This is a genomic window from Actinacidiphila acidipaludis, from assembly GCF_019890725.1.
Lineage (GTDB): Bacteria > Actinomycetota > Actinomycetes > Streptomycetales > Streptomycetaceae > Actinacidiphila > Actinacidiphila acidipaludis.
On sequence record NZ_JAINZZ010000047.1, the window covers coordinates 22719 to 40716 of the forward strand.

Sequence of the window (17998 nt, forward strand, 5' to 3'; positions counted from 1 at the left end):
TCAGGCGCCGACCGCGCGTCCGGCGGCGACCTCCGCGAGCGGGCCCTCGCCCAGCACGAAGTCGGGATCGATCTGGGCCACCAGATCGGCGCCGGTCTTCTCATTGCCCCAACTGCGGGCGTTCTTCTCGTGGAAGAGCGCCATCTGACGGGTGTAGCGCTCCCAGTCGCGGGCCCCGTACGCCCGGTCGGCGTGGGCGTGCACGGTGCTGAGCGCCTCGTGGCTGGCCTGCTCCAGCAGGTCGAACCGCGGCGGGCGGCCCTTCTCCATGGCCCGCACCCAGTCCGAGTGGCCGAAGGCCACCAGCAGATCGTCGCCGACCTCTGTCCGGAGGAACGCCAGGTCGTCCTCGCCCTGCACCTTGTTGCCGACGACGGCCAGCCCGACGCCGAAGTCGCGGGCGTACTCCTTGTACTGCCGGTAGACCGCGACGCCCTTCCGGGTCGGCTCGGCCACCAGGAACGTCATGTCGAAGCGGGTGAACATCCCCGACGAGAACGAGTCGCTGCCGGCGGTCATGTCGACCACCAGGTACTCGTCGCGGCTGTCCACGAGGTGGTTGAGGCACAGCTCCACCGCGCCGACCTTCGAGTGGTAGCAGGCCACACCCAGGTCCGACTCGTTGAAGGGACCGGTGACCATCAGCCGTGCCGTGGCGCCGTCGTCGAGGCGGACGCTGCGGGCGCAGGCCGCGTAGACCGGGTTGTCCTCGACCAGGCGCAGCAGCCGGGAGCCGCGTCCGGGCGGCGTGGTCTTGATCATCGTCGAGGCCGAGGCGATGCGGGGGTTGGCCCCGCGCAGGTACTCCTTGATCTCGGGAAGGTGGGCGCCGAGCGCGGGCAGCGAGGCCGCCTCGTCCTCGTCGAGACCGAGAGCGGGGCCGAGGTGCTGGTTGATGTCCGCGTCGATCGCGAGGACGGGGACGCGCGCTGCGGCGAGGTGGCGGACGAAGAGCGAGGACAGCGTCGTCTTCCCGCTGCCGCCCTTCCCGACGAAAGCGATCTTCATGTTCGGCAGCGTAGTGGCGTCCACCACACCGAAGCGGGGCTGGAGTGGGAAAGGCCACTCGTTCGTGGTCGTTCGCGGTCCCGGGGGGTTTGTAGGGTCGTGCACATGGCTTCGAACGCGTCCCCCTCGCCCGCTCATGGGCATGCCGACCCGCTGGCCGTGCTGGGCGATCTCGCCGGTGTTCCCGAGGCGGTCGCCTCCGTGCGCAAGGCTGTGGACGGCGTCTACGGGCACCGGGTGATGCGTCGCCGCTCCGACGAGGTCGCCTCGGAGGCCGCGCTGCGCGGCGCCCGGGCATCGGCCGCGCTCGCGGGGGCGGACTGGTCCCTGGAGGAACTGCGCCGCCGCAGTGACTTCTCCGCGGACGCGGAAGCGCACACGGTCGGGGCGGCCCTCCGGCTGACCGCGGAGGCCGGTCAACTGCTGGGCGTCTGGCGTCAGTCGCCGGTGCAGGCGCTGGCCCGGCTGCACCTGGTGGCCGCCGGCGGAGTCGCCGAGGACACGACGGTCGGCCGTCCGCGGCTGAGCGGCGAGCCGGTGGACGAGCCGCTGGTGCCGGTCGCGGACATTCCGCTGCCGGACCCGATAGAGGTCAACGCGCGGCTGGAGGGCCTCGCGGACCTGCTGCGTGCCGGGACGTCTGCCCCCGCGCTGGTGGTCGCCGCGGCCGTGCACGGGGAGCTGCTGTGCCTGCGCCCGTTCGGCACGTTCAACGGGCCGGTCGCGCGCGCGGCCGAGCGCGTCGTGCTCGTGGGCAGCGGCCTCGACCCGAAGTCCGTGTGCCCGGCCGAGGTCGGCTATGCGGAACTGGGCCGGGAGGCCTACCTCACGGCGCTCGAGGCGTATGCGTCGGGAACCCCGGAGGGCATGGCCGAGTGGATCGCCCACTGCGGCCGGGCGCTGGAGCTCGGGGTGCGCGAGAGTGTCGCCGTGTGCGAGGCGCTGCAGCGCGGGGCGGCCTGACACGGTTCCGTTTCGCCGCGGAGGGCCCCGGTTTCCGGGGCGTTCCGGGCGGGTCGCCACGCGTGGAGGCCGGACGGAACCCGCACAGAAAGATGCGGCGGCACCGTGAGGATGCCGCCGCTGGCATGTCCGCCGAGTTACCAGTGCGTGCTCGAATTCTGCCCATCAGGCCGGGATCTTTGCCCGTGGCCTGGTGCGGCTGGCCCGGTTGGCGGGTCGGCTACGCGTGGGTGCCCGACTTCCATGCTCGGTCCGTGGGGCCATCTGCTGTGAACTGCGGTCTTCCTCTCGGAACTCCGTGGTCTCGCGGGCCTACGTCCTTTCTACCGCCGACCCGGGCGAAGCGGAACCCCTGGCTTCAGTTTTTACTTTTCCTGCCAATCACGACATAACGATGGACCGGCGGCGCCGTGAGGCGAGCCAGACCAGTCCCGCCGTCGCGGCGGCCGCGCCCACGGCTGCCAGGACCAGCACCGGGCCCTGGGGCATCGACAGCGACGGAAGCCGCTGGTTGAGCCGGACGGGACGGCTGAACGTCAGCACCGGCCACTCGCGCGCCACTGCCTCCTTGCGCAGCGCGCGGTCCGGGTTGACGGCATACGGGTGGCCGACCGCCTCCAGCATGGGAATGTCGGTCACCGAGTCGCTGTAGGCGAACGACCGCTCCAAGTCGTAGCCCTCGGACTCCGCCAGCCGGGCGATGGCCTCGGCTTTCGCCGGTCCGTAGACGTAGTGCTCGATCTCGCCGTTGTACGCGCCGTCCTCGACGATCATCCGGGTGGCGATCACGTGGTCGGCGCCGAGCATCTCGCCGATGGGCTCGACGACCTCGGAGCCGGAGGCGCTGACGATCACCACGTCACGGCCGGCGGCGCGGTGCTCCTCGATGAGCGAGGCCGCCTCGTCGTAGATGATCGGGTCGATCAGGTCGTGCAGCGTCTCGGCGACGATCTCCCTCACCTGCTGGACATTCCAGCCGCGGCACAGATCGGAGAGGTATTTGCGCATCCCTTCCATCTGGTCGTGATCCGCGCCGCCGACGAGGTACACGAACTGGGCATATGCGGTTCGCAATACCGCCCGTCTGTTGATGAGGCCGCCGTGGTAGAAGGAGCGGCCGAAGGCGAGCGTGCTGGACTTGGCGATCACGGTCTTGTCGAGATCGAAGAACGCCGCGGTGCGCGGTGGCAGGTGGTTTTCCACGAGACGAGCATAGGCAACCACCATTCGGCGTAAGCTCAGGCGCGTGGGTTTGCCTGAGAAGGGCTTCGGGTACACCATGGAAGTCACGGATCGTTCGCGACCGTGCTAACCCGGTCTGGCTCCTCCCCCCCCGAGTCGGACCGTGGGGACGACCCCCGCTCTCCCCCCCGGCGGGGGTCGTCGCATGTCCGGGCACCTTTCGGCCCGCTCTCTCCGCGTCTGCGGTGTACATGACCATCTCGCACTCCTTCGTATGTGTGTGCGCTTTGGCGTGTACGACGCGTGACGGTCCGTAATCGATTCCCGATCGGGCGGAACTCACTCCTCCGGGTGGCGGAGTTATCCACAATCGCCGAGTTGTCCACAGATTCCGACCAAGATCATCTCAATTCCGGTTCCGGTCCCAAGCTGTTCGCAGGCGAAGCTCACCGAGCTCGCACGACAAGCGACGGGGGACTCGAAAATGCCCGGAACCACCTTGACGGACCGTCTGATGCCCACTGCCGAGCGGCCGGTCGGTCCGCTGATTGTGACCGAGGACGAAACTCTCCTCGACGATCTGCTCCGGTTGTGCGCCGCGGCCGGCACCGAACCGGAAGTCGCCTTCACCGCGCCTCCGCACGAGACGAGTTGGGACGACGCCCCCTTGGTGCTCGTCGGCGCGGAAGCCGCAGCGCGCGTCCGCGGGGCCCCGCGGCGCCCCGGGGTACTGCTCATCGGCCGCGACCTGGACGACGCGGAGACCTGGCGGCGAGGTGTCGGCATCGGCGCCGACCATGTGCTGTTCCTGCCCGAGTCGGAGAGCTGGCTCGTCGACCGCCTCGCCGACATCGCCGAGGGGGCGGGCGGCCCCGCCCTGACCGTCGGCGTGGTCGGCGGCCGCGGCGGTGCGGGCGCCTCGACTCTGGCCTGCGCGCTCGCGGTCACCGCCGCCCGCAGCGGCCTGCGGGCCATGCTCATCGACGGCGACCCCCTCGGCGGCGGGCTCGACATCCTCTTCGGCGCCGAACGCACCGGCGGCCTCCGCTGGCCGGACTTCGCCGACTCGCGCGGCCGGGTCAACAGCGGCGCGCTCGAGGAGTCCCTGCCACGACTGGACTCGCTCAGTGTCCTGAGCTGGGACCGCGGCGACACCGTGCTGATCCCTCCCGAGGCCATGCGGTCCGTACTGGGCGCCGCGCGGCGGCGCGGCGGCGTGGTCGTGGTCGACCTGCCGCGCCGCGTTGACGACACCGTGACCGAGACCCTCACACAGATCGACGTGGGCCTGCTCGTCGTCCCCGCCGAACTGCGGGCCGTCGCCGCGGCCAGCCGGGTCGCCGGCGCCGTGCGGGCAACGCTCAAGGACCTTCGCGTGGTGGCCCGCGGGCCCTTCGGATCCGGGATCGACGACCACGAGATCGCCCGCCTCATCGGACTCCCTCTTGCCGGTGAACTGCCCCTCGAACCCTCGCTGGCCGACGCGCTGTCGGCCGGCCCTCCCGGATCGGCCCGCCGGGGGCCCCTCGCCCGCTTCTGCGGCGCCTTCCTCGACCAGGCCCTCAGCCACGTCGGGAGGGTGACGGCATGAGCACCGAACTCCTCGACGCCGTAAGACTCCACCTCGCCGAGCACGGCGGAGAACCCACCCCGGCCCGCGTCGCCGCGGCGCTGCGCGCCCGCGGGCGCCTGCTGGGAGACGCCGAGGTCCTGGACGTGGTTGCCGCGCTGCGCTCCGAACTGGTCGGTGCGGGCCCTCTGGAACCGCTCCTCGCCGACCCCGACGTCACCGACATCCTCGTCAACGCACCGGACGAGGTGTGGATCGACCGCGGTCACGGCCTGGAACGCAGCAGCGTCCGCTTCACGGACACCTCGGCCGTGCGCCGACTGGCCCAGCGCCTGGCCACCACGGCCGGCAGGCGACTCGACGACGCCCGCCCCTGGGTGGACGCCCGCCTGCCCGACGGAACCCGGCTGCACGCCGTGCTCCCGCCGGTTGTCGTCGGCTCCCCGTGCCTGTCGCTGCGCGTCGTGCGGGCACGGGCCTTCACCCTCCCCGAACTGGTCGCGGCCGGAACGCTCGACGCCGAGACCGCCGCCCTGCTGCGGGACATCTTGAACGCGCGCCTGTCGTTCATGATCAGCGGCGGCACGGGAACGGGGAAGACGACTCTGCTCAGCTGCCTGCTGGGCCTGGTCGAACCGGATGCCCGGATCGTGCTGGCCGAGGACTCCGCCGAACTGCGTCCCGACCACCCCCATGTGGTCCGGCTGGAGACCCGGCCGGCCAACCAGGAGGGCGCGGGCCGCGTCACCTTGCGGGACCTGGTCCGGCAGGCGCTCCGGATGCGACCGGACCGGCTGGTCGTCGGCGAGGTGCGCGGGGCCGAAGTCACCGATCTGCTGGCCGCGTTGAACACCGGCCACGAAGGGGGATGCGGGACGGTCCATGCCAACGCGGCCGGAGACGTGCCCGCCCGGCTGGAGGCGCTCGGCAGCACCGCGGGTCTCGACCGGGCAGCCCTGCACAGTCAGTTGGCGGCGGCGCTCTCGGTCGTCGTCCACCTGGAGCGGGACGCGGCGGGCCGTCGGCGCCTCGCCGAGATCCATGTCCTGAGGCGTGGGGACGACGGCCTGGTGGTGACCGTGCCCGCGCTCGTCCGCCAAGCCGGTGACGGCTTCGACCGCGGCCCGGGCTGGGACCGGTTGGCACGGTTGTGCGCGGCAGGTGCGCCGTGAACTCCCACGGGGGCTCGACGGCCCTGGTCGCGGCCGCGGCCCTCTGCGGGCTCCTGGCGACCCTCGCGGCCGCCTCCGGCTCCGCCCCCCGCCACCGCGTCCGCCGGCTCCTGAACGAGCCCACGAGGCCTTCCACCAGCCGGAGTTCCGCGCTGGCCCGCCTGGCCGCCGCCGTGACGTCCCTCCTCCGCGGCTCCTCGGCGGAGGACGGGGCCAGGCAGCAGGCTGAACCGTTCCGTACGGGGCGGGAGGAGGGTGACCGGGCTCGGGTCGTCCCCCAGGGGCTTGAGTCGGGGACGGAAGGACTCGCGAAGTCGGCGGCTCATGCGAGGCCCCAGGAGATCGGTGCCGTCCGCACCGGGGCCGCTCGGTCCCGCAGCGCACCTGTCGCGCGAGGCGCCGCCCGCCGACCCAAGAAGGACCCGGAAAGGCTGATGGCGTCCTCGGCCGTCCTGCCGGCGGTCGACGAGATGCCTCGCGTGGTGGAGCCCTCGCGGCCGAGTCTGAGCGGGGCCGACGCCGGAAGGGCGGGGCCCGCGCCTCGCGGCGGCGGGGGGAAGGAAGCGCGAGGAGCGACCGCGGCTGGGCCCCTGGCGCGGATGCGGGACCGGGCGGCGCGGCAGCCGGAAGTGTGGTGTGTGCCTGCGGGGATCGCGGCCGGGTTGATGACGGGATCCCTGGTGCCGGCGGTGGCGGGTGCTGCGGCCCTCGCGCCGGTCGGAAGGGTGCTGCGCGGGCGGGCCGAGCGCGCGGCGGCGGAGCGGGGCGCGGCGGCGGTCAGCACGCTGTGCGGGGCGCTGGCCGGCGACCTCCGCACGGGCCGTCCGGCGCACGCGACTCTTGCCGAGGCGGTCGAGAACGCGGGCTGGGCGCGCGTGCCGGAACTCTCGGCTGCGGGAGGGCTGTTGTCGTCCGCGGCCAGGTTCGGCGGAGACGTGCCCCAGGCGCTGCGGACGGCCTCGGGGCTGCACGAAGGAATGCGGGGCCTCGCGGCTGTCGCGGCCTGCTGGCAGGTCGCGGTGGACGGCGGTGCCGGCTTGGCCGCCGCGCTGGACCGGGTGGCCGCCGCACTCAGGGCCGAGGCCGACCAGCGTGAGGACCTGCGTGCCCAGTTGGCGGGTCCGCGCTCCACGGCGCTGCTGCTGGCGCTGCTGCCGGTGTTCGGAGTGGTGCTGGGTGCCGGACTGGGGGCGAACCCCTCGCGAGTGCTGCTGCACACCGTGCCGGGGCTGGTGTGTCTCTGCCTGGGGGTGGTCCTGGAATGGGCCGGCCTGGCGTGGACCGGGCGGATCATCCGGGCGGCCGAGGGCGGAGCCCCGCGCCGCACCCGTCACGACGACCACCTCGACCGCCCGAAAGCAACGGGATGGCGATCGCTCAAGGGGGTGGGGCGCCGTGAGCGCTGACACTGTCCACAGCCTGGGGATGGCGGTCGGCATTGTGGCGGCGGGGATCGCGTTCCTGCTGACCCTGGCCGAGGCCCGGGAACGCGGCGGGGGAGTCGGCCGACTGCGCCGGGCTCTGGGCAGAGCGCCTTCAGGAGCAGCGCGGCTCTACCGGACGGCCCCGGGGCACGGCCCGCCTCGGAGCGGTGACCAACGGGCGCGAGAACGGGTCCCGGAGCGCCTGCGAGTCGGTGCGGCCTGCCTGGCCGCCGGAGTGGTGGTGGGCCTGCTCCTCGGCGGGGTGCTGGGCGTGCTCGCCGGGGCTCTCGTGGCGGTCGGCGCCGCGCGATGGTGGACCACACGACGGGTCCGGCTCGCGGCGGAGACAGAGGCCGGGGGCGAGCTCGACCCCGCAGAACTCCCCTTGTGCGCCGACCTGATGGCCGCCTGCCTGGCGGCAGGGGCCTCGCCAGGGGAGGCCGCAGGCGCTGTCGGGACGTGCCTCGGCGGCCCGCTGGGAGCGGCGCTGATACGGGCCCAGGCGGAACTCCGGCTCGGAGCGGAGCCCGAGGACTGCTGGGACCGGCTCGGCCGGCTGCCGCAGGCCCGGGAGATGGCACGCTGCCTCGCCCGGGCGTCGACCACCGGCAGTGCGCCGGTCGCGGAGATGACGCGGCTCGCCGCGGACTGCCGTGCCGCGCACGCCCGTTCGGCCCTCGCCCGCGCCCGCAAGGCCGCGGTCATGGCCACCGCGCCGCTCGGGGTCTGCTTCCTGCCGGCCTTCCTGCTCGTCGGTGTCGCCCCCGTGGTGATGGGGCTCGCCGGGGCCGTGCTCGGAGGCGCCATGACCTGACCGCACCCCACTTCCTCGACCAGATCCTTTCCGCACGACCAACCCGAACGTGAACACACCGAGGCCGACTTCGGCCGCACAACAGGAGGTTGCGATGAAGAACCCGACCATGCTCAGCAGCACGGCACCCGTCCCGGCCGCACGGTCGCGCAAGGGCCGCAGGGGCACGTCATGGCTCGCACGACGGCTCCGGCGCTGCCGGGGCGCGGCAGAGGCGGGGATGAGCACCGCGGAGTACGCGGTGGGCACCATCGCCGCGTGCGGGTTCGCCGCGGTGCTCTACAAGATCGTGACGAGCGGACCCGTACGGACCGCGCTGACCGGGGTGATCGAGAAGGCCCTTCATGCGCCGTTCTGACCGGGCGGGGCGGCCGCGGCGCGGTGACCGGGGCTACGTCACGGCGGAGACCGCCATGGTGATCCCGATGCTGGTCGCCCTGACCGGGCTGCTGGTGTGGGGAGTGATGGCCGCGGCCGCCCAGGTGCGCTGCGTGGACGCGGCCCGGGCCGGGGCCCGGGAGGCGGCCCGCTCCGAGGCGCCCGCCGACGTCCTCAAGGCCGCGCGGGCGGCCGCGCCCGCCGGCGCGCAGGTGAGCGTCCGGCGGGACGGCGACACGTTCCGGGTCCGGGTCACCGTGCCCGCGCCGCGGTTCCCCATCACCCTGACGGCCGAGGCCGCCGCCCTCGACGAGGACGCCGTGGGCGGGGGTGGCGGGCCGTGAGGCGGCACGGCGACCGGGGTTCAGCCACGGTCTGGTCCCTCGGGGCGATGGGCGTGCTGCTCGCGGTGTTCGCGGCGGCGCTGTTCATGAGCCAGGCCGTGGTCGCCCGGCACCGGGCGGGCGGCGCCGCAGACCTCGCGGCGCTGGCCGCGGCCGACCACGCGCTGGACGGCTCCCGGGTGGCCTGCGGGCTCGCGAAGAAGGTGGCCGAGGCCCAGGGCGCGCGGCTGCGCAGGTGCGAGGTCGAAGGTGAGGTGGTGGAGGTGGTGGCCGAGGTGGGCGGAGCCCAGGTCCGTTCCCGGGCAGGCCCGGCGGACGAGCCGACGCCGACGCCCGCGCCGACCCCGTCGCCGGGACCGTCCGCCGTCGTCCCGGCGGGAGGGGGTCGCCTGGCCGCCGTCTAAGCCCCGGCCCGCGGCGGCCCGGCCTCGCCCCCGGCTCCGGCGGAAGTGCCGTCGGACCCCTCCGGGGCGCCGTCCGCCTCGGCTGGGGCCGCAGCCTCCAGCCCGTCGCTGGTCCCGTCCCCGTCCGCTCCCGCCGAGGCACCCGCCCCCTCAGCCTCCTGCTCGGCCCCCGCGGCCAGCAGGCAGTCCAGGAGGCTGACGGCGGCGGCCTTGTCCAGCGGGTCGTTGCCGTTGCCGCACTTGGGGGACTGGACGCACGAGGGACAGCCGAACTCGCACTCGCACGCGGCGATGGCCTCCCGGGTGGCGGTGAGCCAGGTGCGGGCGGTGTGGAAGGCGCGTTCGGCGAAGCCCGCACCGCCGGGGTGGCCGTCGTAGACGAAGACCGTCGGCAGTCCGGTGTCGGCGTGCAGGGGTATGGAGACGCCGCCGATGTCCCAGCGGTCGCAGGTGGCGAAGAGCGGAAGGAGACCGATCGAGGCGTGCTCGGCGGCGTGCAGGGCGCCGGGCAGCTCCTCCGGGTGAATCCGGGCGGCGTCCAGCTGGTCCTCGGTGACCGTCCACCAGACAGCCCGGGTGCGCAGGGTCCGCGGTGGCAGGTCGAGCTTGGTCTCGCCCATCACCTCACCGGTGATGAGGCGGCGGCGAAGGTAGGACACCACCTGGTGGGTCACCTCGACCGACCCGAAGTGGATCCGGGCCTCGCCCCAGGGCTCCTCGAGCTCGTCGGTGAGGACCCGCACCTCGGTGGTGTCGCGGGCCATCGTCGAGTACGGCGGGTCGGCGCGCTCGACCAGGGCAACGGAGTCCTCCAGGTCCAGCCGCCGGACCAGATAGGTGCGGCCCTGGTGGAGGTGGACGGCGCCCTCGTGGACGGAGGTGTGGGCGGCGCCGGCGTCGACCGTGCCGAGCAGCCGGCCGGTGCCCGCCTCGACCACCTGGACGGGGGTGCCGCCCTCGCCGCGGATGTCGGTGAGGTCGGCGGCCCGCTCCCGCCGGGTCCAGAACCACCCCGCGGCCCGGCGCCGCAGCAGTCCGCGCTTCTCCAGCTGCGGCAGCAGGGACGCGGCCTCGGGCCCGAACAGGTCGAGGTCGGCCTCGGTGAGCGGCAGCTCGGCGGCGGCCGCGCACAGGTGCGGGGCCAGCACGTACGGGTTGTCGGGGTCCAGCACCGTGGACTCGACGGGCCGCTCGAAGATCGCCTCGGGGTGGTGGACGAGGTACGTGTCGAGCGGGTCGTCCCGGCCGACCATGATCGCCAGAGCGCCCTGCCCGGTGCGGCCCGCGCGGCCCGCCTGCTGCCACAGGGATGCCCGGGTCCCCGGGTAGCCGGCCAGCAGGACGGCGTCGAGCCCGCTGATGTCGACGCCCAGCTCCAGGGCGGAGGTGGAGGCCAGGCCGAGGAGGCGGCCGGAGTGCAGGTCGCGTTCGAGGGCGCGCCGCTCGTCGGCGAGGTAGCCGCCGCGGTAGGCGGCGACGCGGCGGGGGAGCGAGGGGTCGATCTCCGCCAGCCGCTCCTGGGCGATGAGCGCGATGAGCTCGGCACCGCGCCGGGAGCGGACGAACGTCACCGTGCGGACGCCCTGGAGGACCAGGTCGGTCAGCAGTTCGGCGGACTCCGCGGTGGCCGTGCGGCGGACCGGGGCGCCGTGCTCGCCGGACAGCTCGGTGAGCGGCGGCTCCCACAGCGCGAAGGCGAGCTCGCCGCGCGGCGAGGTGTCCTCGGTGACCTCGGCGACCTGGACGCCGGTCAGCCGGGTGGCGGCACGCGCCGGATCGGCCGCGGTGGCCGAGGCGAGCAGGAAGACCGGCTCCGCGCCGTAGCGGGCGCACACCCGCCGCAGCCGGCGCAGCACCTGGGCGACGTGCGAGCCGAAGACGCCGCGGTAGGTGTGGCACTCGTCGATCACCACGTAGCGCAGGCTGCGCAGGAAGGAGGACCAGCGGGCGTGACCGGGCAGGATGCCGCGGTGCAGCATGTCCGGGTTGGTCAGCACGTAGGTGGCGTACTGGCGCACCCACTCGCGTTCCTCGAACGGCGTGTCGCCGTCGTAGACGGCCGGGCGCACCGCCTGGCCCAGTGGGGCGGCCAGGGCCGCCACGGCGCGGCGCTGGTCGGCGGCGAGGGCCTTGGTGGGCGACAGGTACAGCGCGGTCGCCCCGCGCCCGCCGGCGGCCGAGCCGCCCCGGGCACGCGGTCCCGGCTCGGCGCCGTCCAGCAGCGCGCTGAAGACGGGTGCCAGGTACGCCAGCGACTTCCCGGACGCCGTTCCGGTCGCCACGACCACCGACTCGCCCCGCACCGCGTGCGCGGCCGCCCGCGCCTGGTGTTCCCACGGACGGTCGATACCGGCCGTCCTGATCGCCTCCACGACATCCGCCCGGATGCCCTCCGGCCAGGATGCATGCCTGCCGACCCGCGGGGGCAGGTGCTCCGTATGGGTGATGCGTACGGCTCGGTCGTCCCCCGCGGAAAGCCGCTCCAGAGCGGTCCGGGGAGACGTGCGTCCGTGCGCCGACTGCGCAAGATGATCCTGGGCCATCGGCACTCAGTGTGTCACCGGCGTGGCGGTCAAACGCAGTAAGGCGTCGTGCTGCCCCACCGCGAAGTGATTGAATGCCATCGCGGCTGCCGATCCTTCCCCTACCTTTCGGTGAGGAAGGCCCCTACTACCGTTACCTTCGGTGGGTAGCCCCAGGGGGGCGCCGCGTCGATGCAAGGTGCTGGAGGATCCGTGGACCTGTCCCTGTCGACCCGAACCGTCGGCGATCGCACGATCGTCGAGGTCGGCGGCGAGATTGATGTGTACACCGCGCCCAAGCTGCGCGAGCAGCTGGTCGAGCTCGTGAACGACGGGAGTTACCACCTGGTCGTGGACATGGAGGGAGTCGACTTCCTCGACTCCACCGGCCTGGGAGTGCTCGTCGGCGGGCTCAAGCGGGTGCGTGCGCATGAGGGATCGCTGCGTCTGGTGTGCAACCAGGAGCGCATCCTGAAGATTTTCCGCATCACCGGTCTGACCAAGGTGTTCCCGATCCACACCTCGGTCGACGAGGCCGTCGCCGCCACCGACTGACCTTCGAACCAGACGAGGGGCTCCGGACGGGCTCGCCGTCCGGGCCCTTGCGTTGCTCACCCAAAGGAACCAAGGGGGAGGCCCGGCCATGCCCACCGTAGAACTGCTCTTCAGCGCCCAGCCCGAGCACGTGCGCACCGCGCGGCTCGTAGCGGCTGCCGTGGCGCGCCGGGCGGGGGTGGACGAGGCTGCCCTGGACGAGGTGCGGCTGGCTGTGGGCGAGGCGTGCAGCCGTGCCGTCGGCCTCCACCGCAACAGCGGCGTCGAGGACCCGGTGCGCGTGCGGCTCACCGAGGACGAGAAGAAGTTCTCCATCGAGGTGGCCGACGAGGTGCCCGGCACCTCCTCCGGCTCGAACCCCGGCGGCGGCGCCGACGAGCCCGCCGACGACGAGGGCGAGATGGGCCTGGCGGTCATCAGCGGCCTGGTCGACGACTTCGAGGTCATCGACGGCGACAAGGGCGGGATCATCCGCATGAGCTGGCCGACGGTCTCCCTCTAGCCACCCCGCCCCGCGGGGGGCCACACGTCCCCCGAACGGCCCCCTGAAGGCCCTCTTCTTCACCGCGCGCGGAATCGCCCGCGGTCATTTACCGTGGGAATTCCCTACGGGCACCCTTACGTGATCTTCTGCTGCTCCCTACAATCCGTCCATCTTTGCTCAGCTCGCCTGAGCGCGCGGCTTGATCAGCCGTAGGAGCCGCACGCCCACGCGCCAAACGTCAAGGAGGACGAATGGCGGGGCAACTCACCCCTCAGTCGCTTGCTGCCGAGCCGGTTTTGACCGGCGGAAACCAAGCGATCATATGGATCATCGTGGTGGTCGCACTGGCCGCTCTGGCGCTCGCCGGGGTGCTGGTACGTGAAGTGCTCGCGGCCGACGAGGGCACCGACACCATGAAGAAGATCGCAGCTGCCGTGCAGGAAGGCGCCAACGCCTACCTCGCACGGCAGTTCCGTACCCTGGGGATCTTCGCCGTGGCGGCGTTCTTCCTGCTCATGCTGCTGCCGGCGGACACCATCTCGCAGCGGATCGGACGGTCGATCTTCTTTCTGGTCGGCGCCGTCTTCTCCGCGGTGACCGGCTATATCGGAATGCGGCTCGCGGTCCGCAGCAATGTGCGGGTCGCGGCCGCCGCGCGGGCGGCGACACCGGAATCCGGTGAACCGCCAAAAGATCTTACCGAGGTCTCCCATCACGCAATGAAGATCGCTTTTCGCACCGGCGGCGTGGTCGGAATGTTCACCGTCGGCCTCGGTCTGCTCGGTGCGTCCTGCGTGGTCCTGATCTACAAAGCCGACGCACCGAAGGTGCTCGAGGGATTCGGTTTCGGCGCGGCCCTTCTCGCGATGTTCATGAGGGTCGGCGGCGGGATCTTCACCAAGGCCGCGGACGTCGGCGCCGACCTGGTCGGCAAGGTCGAGCAGGGCATCCCCGAGGACGACCCGCGCAACGCCGCGACCATCGCGGACAACGTGGGCGACAACGTCGGCGACTGCGCGGGCATGGCCGCCGACCTGTTCGAGTCCTACGCCGTCACCCTGGTGGCCGCGCTGATCCTCGGCAAGGTCACCTTCGGCAACGCCGGACTGGTCTTCCCGCTCATTATCCCGGCGATCGGCGTGCTCACCGCCATGGCCGGGATCTTCGCGGTGGCCCCGCGACGGTCCGACCGCAGCGGCATGACCGCGATCAACCGCGGCTTCTTCATCTCAGCGATCATCTCGCTGGCCGGCGTCGCCATCGCCGTCTTCGCCTACCTCCCCTCCTCCTACTCCGACCTCAAGGGCGTCGGCACCGACATCACCGGGCACTCCGGCGATCCGCGGGTCCTGGCCCTGGTCGCGGTGGCCATCGGCATCGTGCTGGCCGCCCTGATCCAGCAGCTCACCGGGTACTTCACCGAGACCAGCCGCCGCCCGGTCCGCGACATCGGCAAGACCTCGCTGACCGGCCCGGCGACCGTGGTGCTCTCCGGCATCTCGCTGGGCCTGGAGTCCGCGGTGTACTCGGCGGTGCTGATCGCCCTCGCCGTCTACGGCGCGTTCCTGCTCGGCGGCACGTCGATCTTCCTGGCGCTGTTCGCGGTCGCACTCGCCGGCACCGGCCTGCTCACCACGGTCGGCGTGATCGTCGCCATGGACACCTTCGGCCCGGTGTCCGACAACGCCCAGGGCATCGCCGAGATGTCCGGCGACGTGCACGGCGAGGGCGCCCAGGTGCTCACCGACCTGGACGCCGTCGGCAACACGACCAAGGCGATCACCAAGGGCATCGCCATCGCCACCGCGGTGCTGGCCGCGACCGCGCTGTTCGGCTCGTTCAAGGAGGCCACCGACACGGCCGTCAGCAAGGCCCATCCAGCCGCGTCGGACTCGCGCTGGCTGTCCCTGGACATCTCCCAGCCGAACAACCTCGTCGGGCTGCTGCTCGGCGCGGCGGTGGTCTTCCTCTTCTCGGGCCTCGCCATCAACGCGGTGTCGCGGTCCGCGGGCGCGGTCGTCTACGAGGTGCGCCGGCAGTTCCGCACCCGTCCCGGGATCATGGACGGCACCGAACTGCCCGAGTACGGGCGGGTGGTGGACATCTGCACCAAGGACGCCCTGCGGGAGCTGGCGACACCGGGACTGCTCGCGGTGCTGGCACCCATCGCCGTGGGCTTCTCCCTCGGCGTCGGCTCGCTCGCCTCGTACCTGGCGGGCGCGATCGGCGCCGGCACCCTGATGGCGGTGTTCCTCGCCAACTCCGGCGGGGCCTGGGACAACGCCAAGAAGCTCGTCGAGGACGGCCATCACGGCGGCAAGGGCAGCGACGCCCATGCGGCGACCGTCATCGGCGACACCGTCGGCGACCCGTTCAAGGACACCGCGGGCCCGGCGATCAACCCGCTGCTGAAGGTGATGAACCTGGTGGCGCTGCTGATCGCCCCCGCCGTGGTGAAGTTCAGCTACGGCGTCGACGCCAACCTCGCGGTGCGGATCCCCGTCGCCGCGTTCGCGCTGCTGGTCATCATCGGTGCGGTGTACGTCTCCAAGCGCCGCGGCATCGCCATGGACGACCAGGGGGAGGACGGTGACCAGTCTCACGCCGACCACGGATCGACGGTGGCCGCCTGATCCCTGACGGTGTGTCATCCATCACGGCGTCCGGAACGGCGTCCGGAACGGCGTCCGGAACGGCGGAGGCGAATCGGCCGCCGTGGGACGAGGAACCGTCACCGGAACGGCGGGCGTCCGGCGTTGGCCGGGCGCCCGCCGTCGTGCGGGTCCGGCCGCTTGCGGCGAACGGCTTGAATATCGGATGAATCGGGTTGTTCCGGACCACGGATTCGTGGTGCCCACCCGGTACCCGTGTATGTTCCGGGGCGGTAAGGCCACGGAAGGGACCCATCCGGTGAAGGTGAACACGAAGTTCCTGGCCGCGCTGTCCGGAGCGGCCCTGCTCCTGGCGCTGGCCGGGTGCAGCAGCGACGACTCCGGCAAGAAGCTGGACAGCTGGGCCAAGGGCGTCTGCGACCAGGCGGCCGGCCCGGCCAAGCAGATCGACGCCGCGAACACCGCCATCAGCAAGGTGAACAGCGGCGGCAGCCCGCAGGAGGTCAAGAACGCCGACTCGGCCGCCTTCCAGCAGCTCTCCACCGCGTACAAGGATCTCGCCGCGATCTTCCAGAAGGCCGGCGCCGCGCCCAACGGCGACGAGGGGCAGACGTTCCAGCAGAACGCCGTCACCACCCTCAACCACCTCTCCGCGCAGTACGAGAGCCTGAAGAAGCAGGTCGACGGGCTGAACACCAGCGACCAGACCAAGTTCGCCGACGGTCTCAAGGGCGTCTCCGACTCCCTGACCAAGACCACCGCGGACGTCCAGAGCTCCATCACCACCCTCAGCCAGGGCGACGCGGGCAAGGCTCTCGCCCAGCAGCCCGGTTGCCAGCGGGTGTCCGGCACCGCGTCACCCACCGCGAGCTGACCGGTCGGCAGGTCCCGGGGCAGCCGAGCAGCCCGGCGCGCACCCGCCGGCCCGCGCCCTTCCCGGCGCGGGCACCCACGCTCGCGCGCCCCGGGCGCGGCGTTCCGCGACAATGAGCCGTGTGAGTACCCCCGGCACCGCCCGCATCCCCGCTCCCGGCAGCGCCGCGTCGCTGCGTGACGACCTGCTCGCCGCCGACTTCACCGCCGACGGCTGCCTCGACCTGCTCGGCGCGGTCGCCTACGCGGCGCTCTCCCGGGCCGAGACCGTCCCGGCGCTGCGCGCCACCCGTGGCGGCAGCCCGCTGGAGAGCCTCGTCCGGCTCTTCCTGCTCCAGCGCTCCGTCCCCTACGCCCGGGCCCGCGCCGCCCTGCCCGGCATCGAGCGGTACGAGGCGGACGGCTGGCTGGAGCGCGACGGCGACGAGGTCCGCGCGACCGTGGACGTCCGCCCGTACGCGGGGGACGGCGGCGAGGACTGGTGGATCGTCTCCGACCTGGGCTGCGCGGTCGGCGGCGCCGGCGGGATCGGCAGCGCGCCCGGAGTCGACCGCGCCGAGCTGGTGCTCGGCGTCGGCGGCGCGTCCACCACGCTGTCCGGGATCACCGTGCGGAACCCGGTGGACCGGGCGCTGGACCTCGGCACCGGTTCGGGCATCCAGGCGCTGCACGCGTCCCGGCACGCCACCCGGGTCACCGCCACCGACCTCAACCCGCGCGCCCTGGACTTCGCCCGGCTCACCCTGGAGCTCTCCGGCGCCCGTGAGCCGGACCTGCGCCAGGGCAGCCTCTTCGAGCCGGTGGGCGACGAGCGGTTCGACCTCATCGTGTCCAACCCGCCGTTCGTGATCTCCCCGGGTGGCCGCTTCACCTACCGGGACGGCGGCATGGCCGGGGACGAGTTGTGCCGCACCCTGGTGCGGGAGTCCGCCGGGCACCTCACGGACGGCGGCTGGTGCCAGCTGCTCGCCAACTGGCAGCACGTCGACGGCGAGGACTGGCGGGACCGGCTGGCGGCCTGGATGCCCGCGGGCTGCGACGCGTGGGTCGTGCAGCGCGAGGTGCAGGACGTGGCGCAGTACGCCGAACTGTGGCTGCGGGACGCCGGCGACCACCGCGCGGACCCGGCGGCCTACGCCGAGCGCTACGACGCCTGGCTGGAGGAGTTCGAGCGCGCCAAGGTCACCGGCATCGGCTTCGGCTGGATCACGCTGCACAAGTCCGGGACCGCGGAGCCGGTGGTGAGCGTCGAGGAGTGGCCGCACCCGGTCGAGCAGCCGCTCGGCCCGGCCGTGGCGGACTGGTTCGCGCGCCAGGACTTCCTGCGCGCGCACGACGACGCCGCGCTGCTGGGCGCGCGCTTCACCCTCGCCCCGGATGTGGTGCAGGAGCAGGTGGGGATGCCCGGTGCGGAGGATCCGGAGCACGTGGTGCTGCGGTCGGCGCGCGGCATGCGGCGGGCCACGAAGGTGGACACGGTCGGCGCGGGCTTCGCCGGGGTGTGCGACGGGACGCTGCCGGCCGGCCGCATCGTGGACGCGATCGCCCAGCTGCTGGGCGAGGACCCGGTGGTGCTGCGGGACCGCACGCCGGAGTCCATCCGGCTGCTGGTGGGCCAGGGCTTCCTGGAACCCCTCACCGGCCCGGGCGCCTGACCGGGGCGCCTGCTCGGGCGGGCCCGGGCCGCCACGCT

At 72.9% G+C, this 17998-nt stretch carries 16 protein-coding genes; 13 read left to right on the forward strand and 3 right to left on the reverse strand.

All coding sequences use genetic code 11. The annotated features are described in order from the left end of the window. Entirely contained in the window at positions 1–1008 is a 1008-nt protein-coding gene (locus K7862_RS27680; RefSeq protein WP_222967286.1) for an ATP-binding protein, read from the reverse strand. Positions 1009–1113: 105 nt separating this feature from the next. Here K7862_RS27680 and K7862_RS27685 point away from each other — a divergent pair, with 105 nt between their 5' ends. Next, a complete protein-coding gene (locus K7862_RS27685; RefSeq protein ID WP_222967287.1) occupies positions 1114–1971 on the forward strand; it encodes a Fic family protein in 858 nt (285 codons plus the stop codon). Positions 1972–2352: 381 nt separating this feature from the next. Here the strand turns inward: K7862_RS27685 and K7862_RS27690 are convergent, their stop codons facing one another. After that, positions 2353–3198 (reverse strand): HAD family hydrolase, encoded by an 846-nt coding sequence (locus K7862_RS27690; protein WP_222967289.1) that lies wholly within the window; start codon positions 3196–3198, stop codon positions 2353–2355. A 469-nt stretch (positions 3199–3667) separates the two neighbouring features. On the opposite strand from K7862_RS27690, the gene ssd reads away from it, so the two are divergent. The 7 genes from ssd to K7862_RS27725 all read left to right on the forward strand — a co-directional run bounded on the left by ssd (position 3668) and on the right by K7862_RS27725 (position 9259). Next, positions 3668–4744 carry a septum site-determining protein Ssd gene (gene ssd, locus K7862_RS27695; protein WP_262413913.1) on the forward strand — a complete coding sequence of 359 codons (1077 nt, stop codon included), beginning with the start codon at positions 3668–3670 and terminating at the stop codon, positions 4742–4744. Continuing rightward, positions 4741–5895: a TadA family conjugal transfer-associated ATPase gene (locus tag K7862_RS27700; RefSeq protein WP_222967293.1), complete on the forward strand. Its 1155-nt coding sequence runs from the start codon at positions 4741–4743 to the stop codon at positions 5893–5895. The genes ssd and K7862_RS27700 overlap by 4 nt, the downstream gene beginning before the upstream one ends. A gap of 665 nt (positions 5896–6560) precedes the next feature. Beyond that, on the forward strand, positions 6561–7301 hold the full coding sequence (locus K7862_RS27705; protein ID WP_262413914.1) for a type II secretion system F family protein: 741 nt from the start codon (positions 6561–6563) through the stop codon (positions 7299–7301). Continuing rightward, on the forward strand, positions 7291–8133 hold the full coding sequence (locus tag K7862_RS27710) for a type II secretion system F family protein (protein WP_222967295.1): 843 nt from the start codon (positions 7291–7293) through the stop codon (positions 8131–8133). Before K7862_RS27705 ends, K7862_RS27710 begins: the two co-directional genes overlap by 11 nt. Positions 8134–8227: 94 nt before the next feature. Further along, positions 8228–8491, forward strand: a complete 264-nt coding sequence (locus K7862_RS27715) for a DUF4244 domain-containing protein (protein ID WP_262413915.1) — start codon at positions 8228–8230, stop codon at positions 8489–8491. After that, on the forward strand, positions 8478–8855 hold the full coding sequence (locus K7862_RS27720) for a TadE family type IV pilus minor pilin (protein WP_222967296.1): 378 nt from the start codon (positions 8478–8480) through the stop codon (positions 8853–8855). Before K7862_RS27715 ends, K7862_RS27720 begins: the two co-directional genes overlap by 14 nt. Further along, complete coding sequence (locus tag K7862_RS27725) at positions 8852–9259, forward strand: Rv3654c family TadE-like protein (protein ID WP_308012220.1); 408 nt, start codon at positions 8852–8854, stop codon at positions 9257–9259. Before K7862_RS27720 ends, K7862_RS27725 begins: the two co-directional genes overlap by 4 nt. Here K7862_RS27725 and sftH read toward each other — a convergent pair. Beyond that, positions 9256–11802 carry a DEAD/DEAH box helicase gene (gene sftH / locus K7862_RS27730; protein ID WP_222967297.1) on the reverse strand — a complete coding sequence of 849 codons (2547 nt, stop codon included), beginning with the start codon at positions 11800–11802 and terminating at the stop codon, positions 9256–9258. The genes K7862_RS27725 and sftH overlap by 4 nt on opposite strands. 192 nt (positions 11803–11994) lie before the next feature. Here sftH and bldG point away from each other — a divergent pair, with 192 nt between their 5' ends. The 5 genes from bldG to K7862_RS27755 all read left to right on the forward strand — a co-directional run bounded on the left by bldG (position 11995) and on the right by K7862_RS27755 (position 17960). Continuing rightward, positions 11995–12336, forward strand: a complete 342-nt coding sequence (bldG, locus tag K7862_RS27735) for an anti-sigma factor antagonist BldG (protein WP_031520166.1) — start codon at positions 11995–11997, stop codon at positions 12334–12336. An 88-nt stretch (positions 12337–12424) separates the two neighbouring features. Next, a complete protein-coding gene (locus K7862_RS27740; RefSeq protein WP_222967298.1) occupies positions 12425–12838 on the forward strand; it encodes an ATP-binding protein in 414 nt (137 codons plus the stop codon). Positions 12839–13071: 233 nt separating this feature from the next. Then, a complete protein-coding gene (locus K7862_RS27745; RefSeq protein WP_222967299.1) occupies positions 13072–15453 on the forward strand; it encodes a sodium-translocating pyrophosphatase in 2382 nt (793 codons plus the stop codon). 277 nt (positions 15454–15730) lie between these two features. Next, entirely contained in the window at positions 15731–16306 is a 576-nt protein-coding gene (locus tag K7862_RS27750; RefSeq protein ID WP_308012221.1) for a small secreted protein, read from the forward strand. A 112-nt stretch (positions 16307–16418) separates the two neighbouring features. Continuing rightward, positions 16419–17960: a DUF7059 domain-containing protein gene (locus K7862_RS27755; RefSeq protein ID WP_222967301.1), complete on the forward strand. Its 1542-nt coding sequence runs from the start codon at positions 16419–16421 to the stop codon at positions 17958–17960. The last annotated feature ends 38 nt before the right edge of the window (positions 17961–17998 follow it).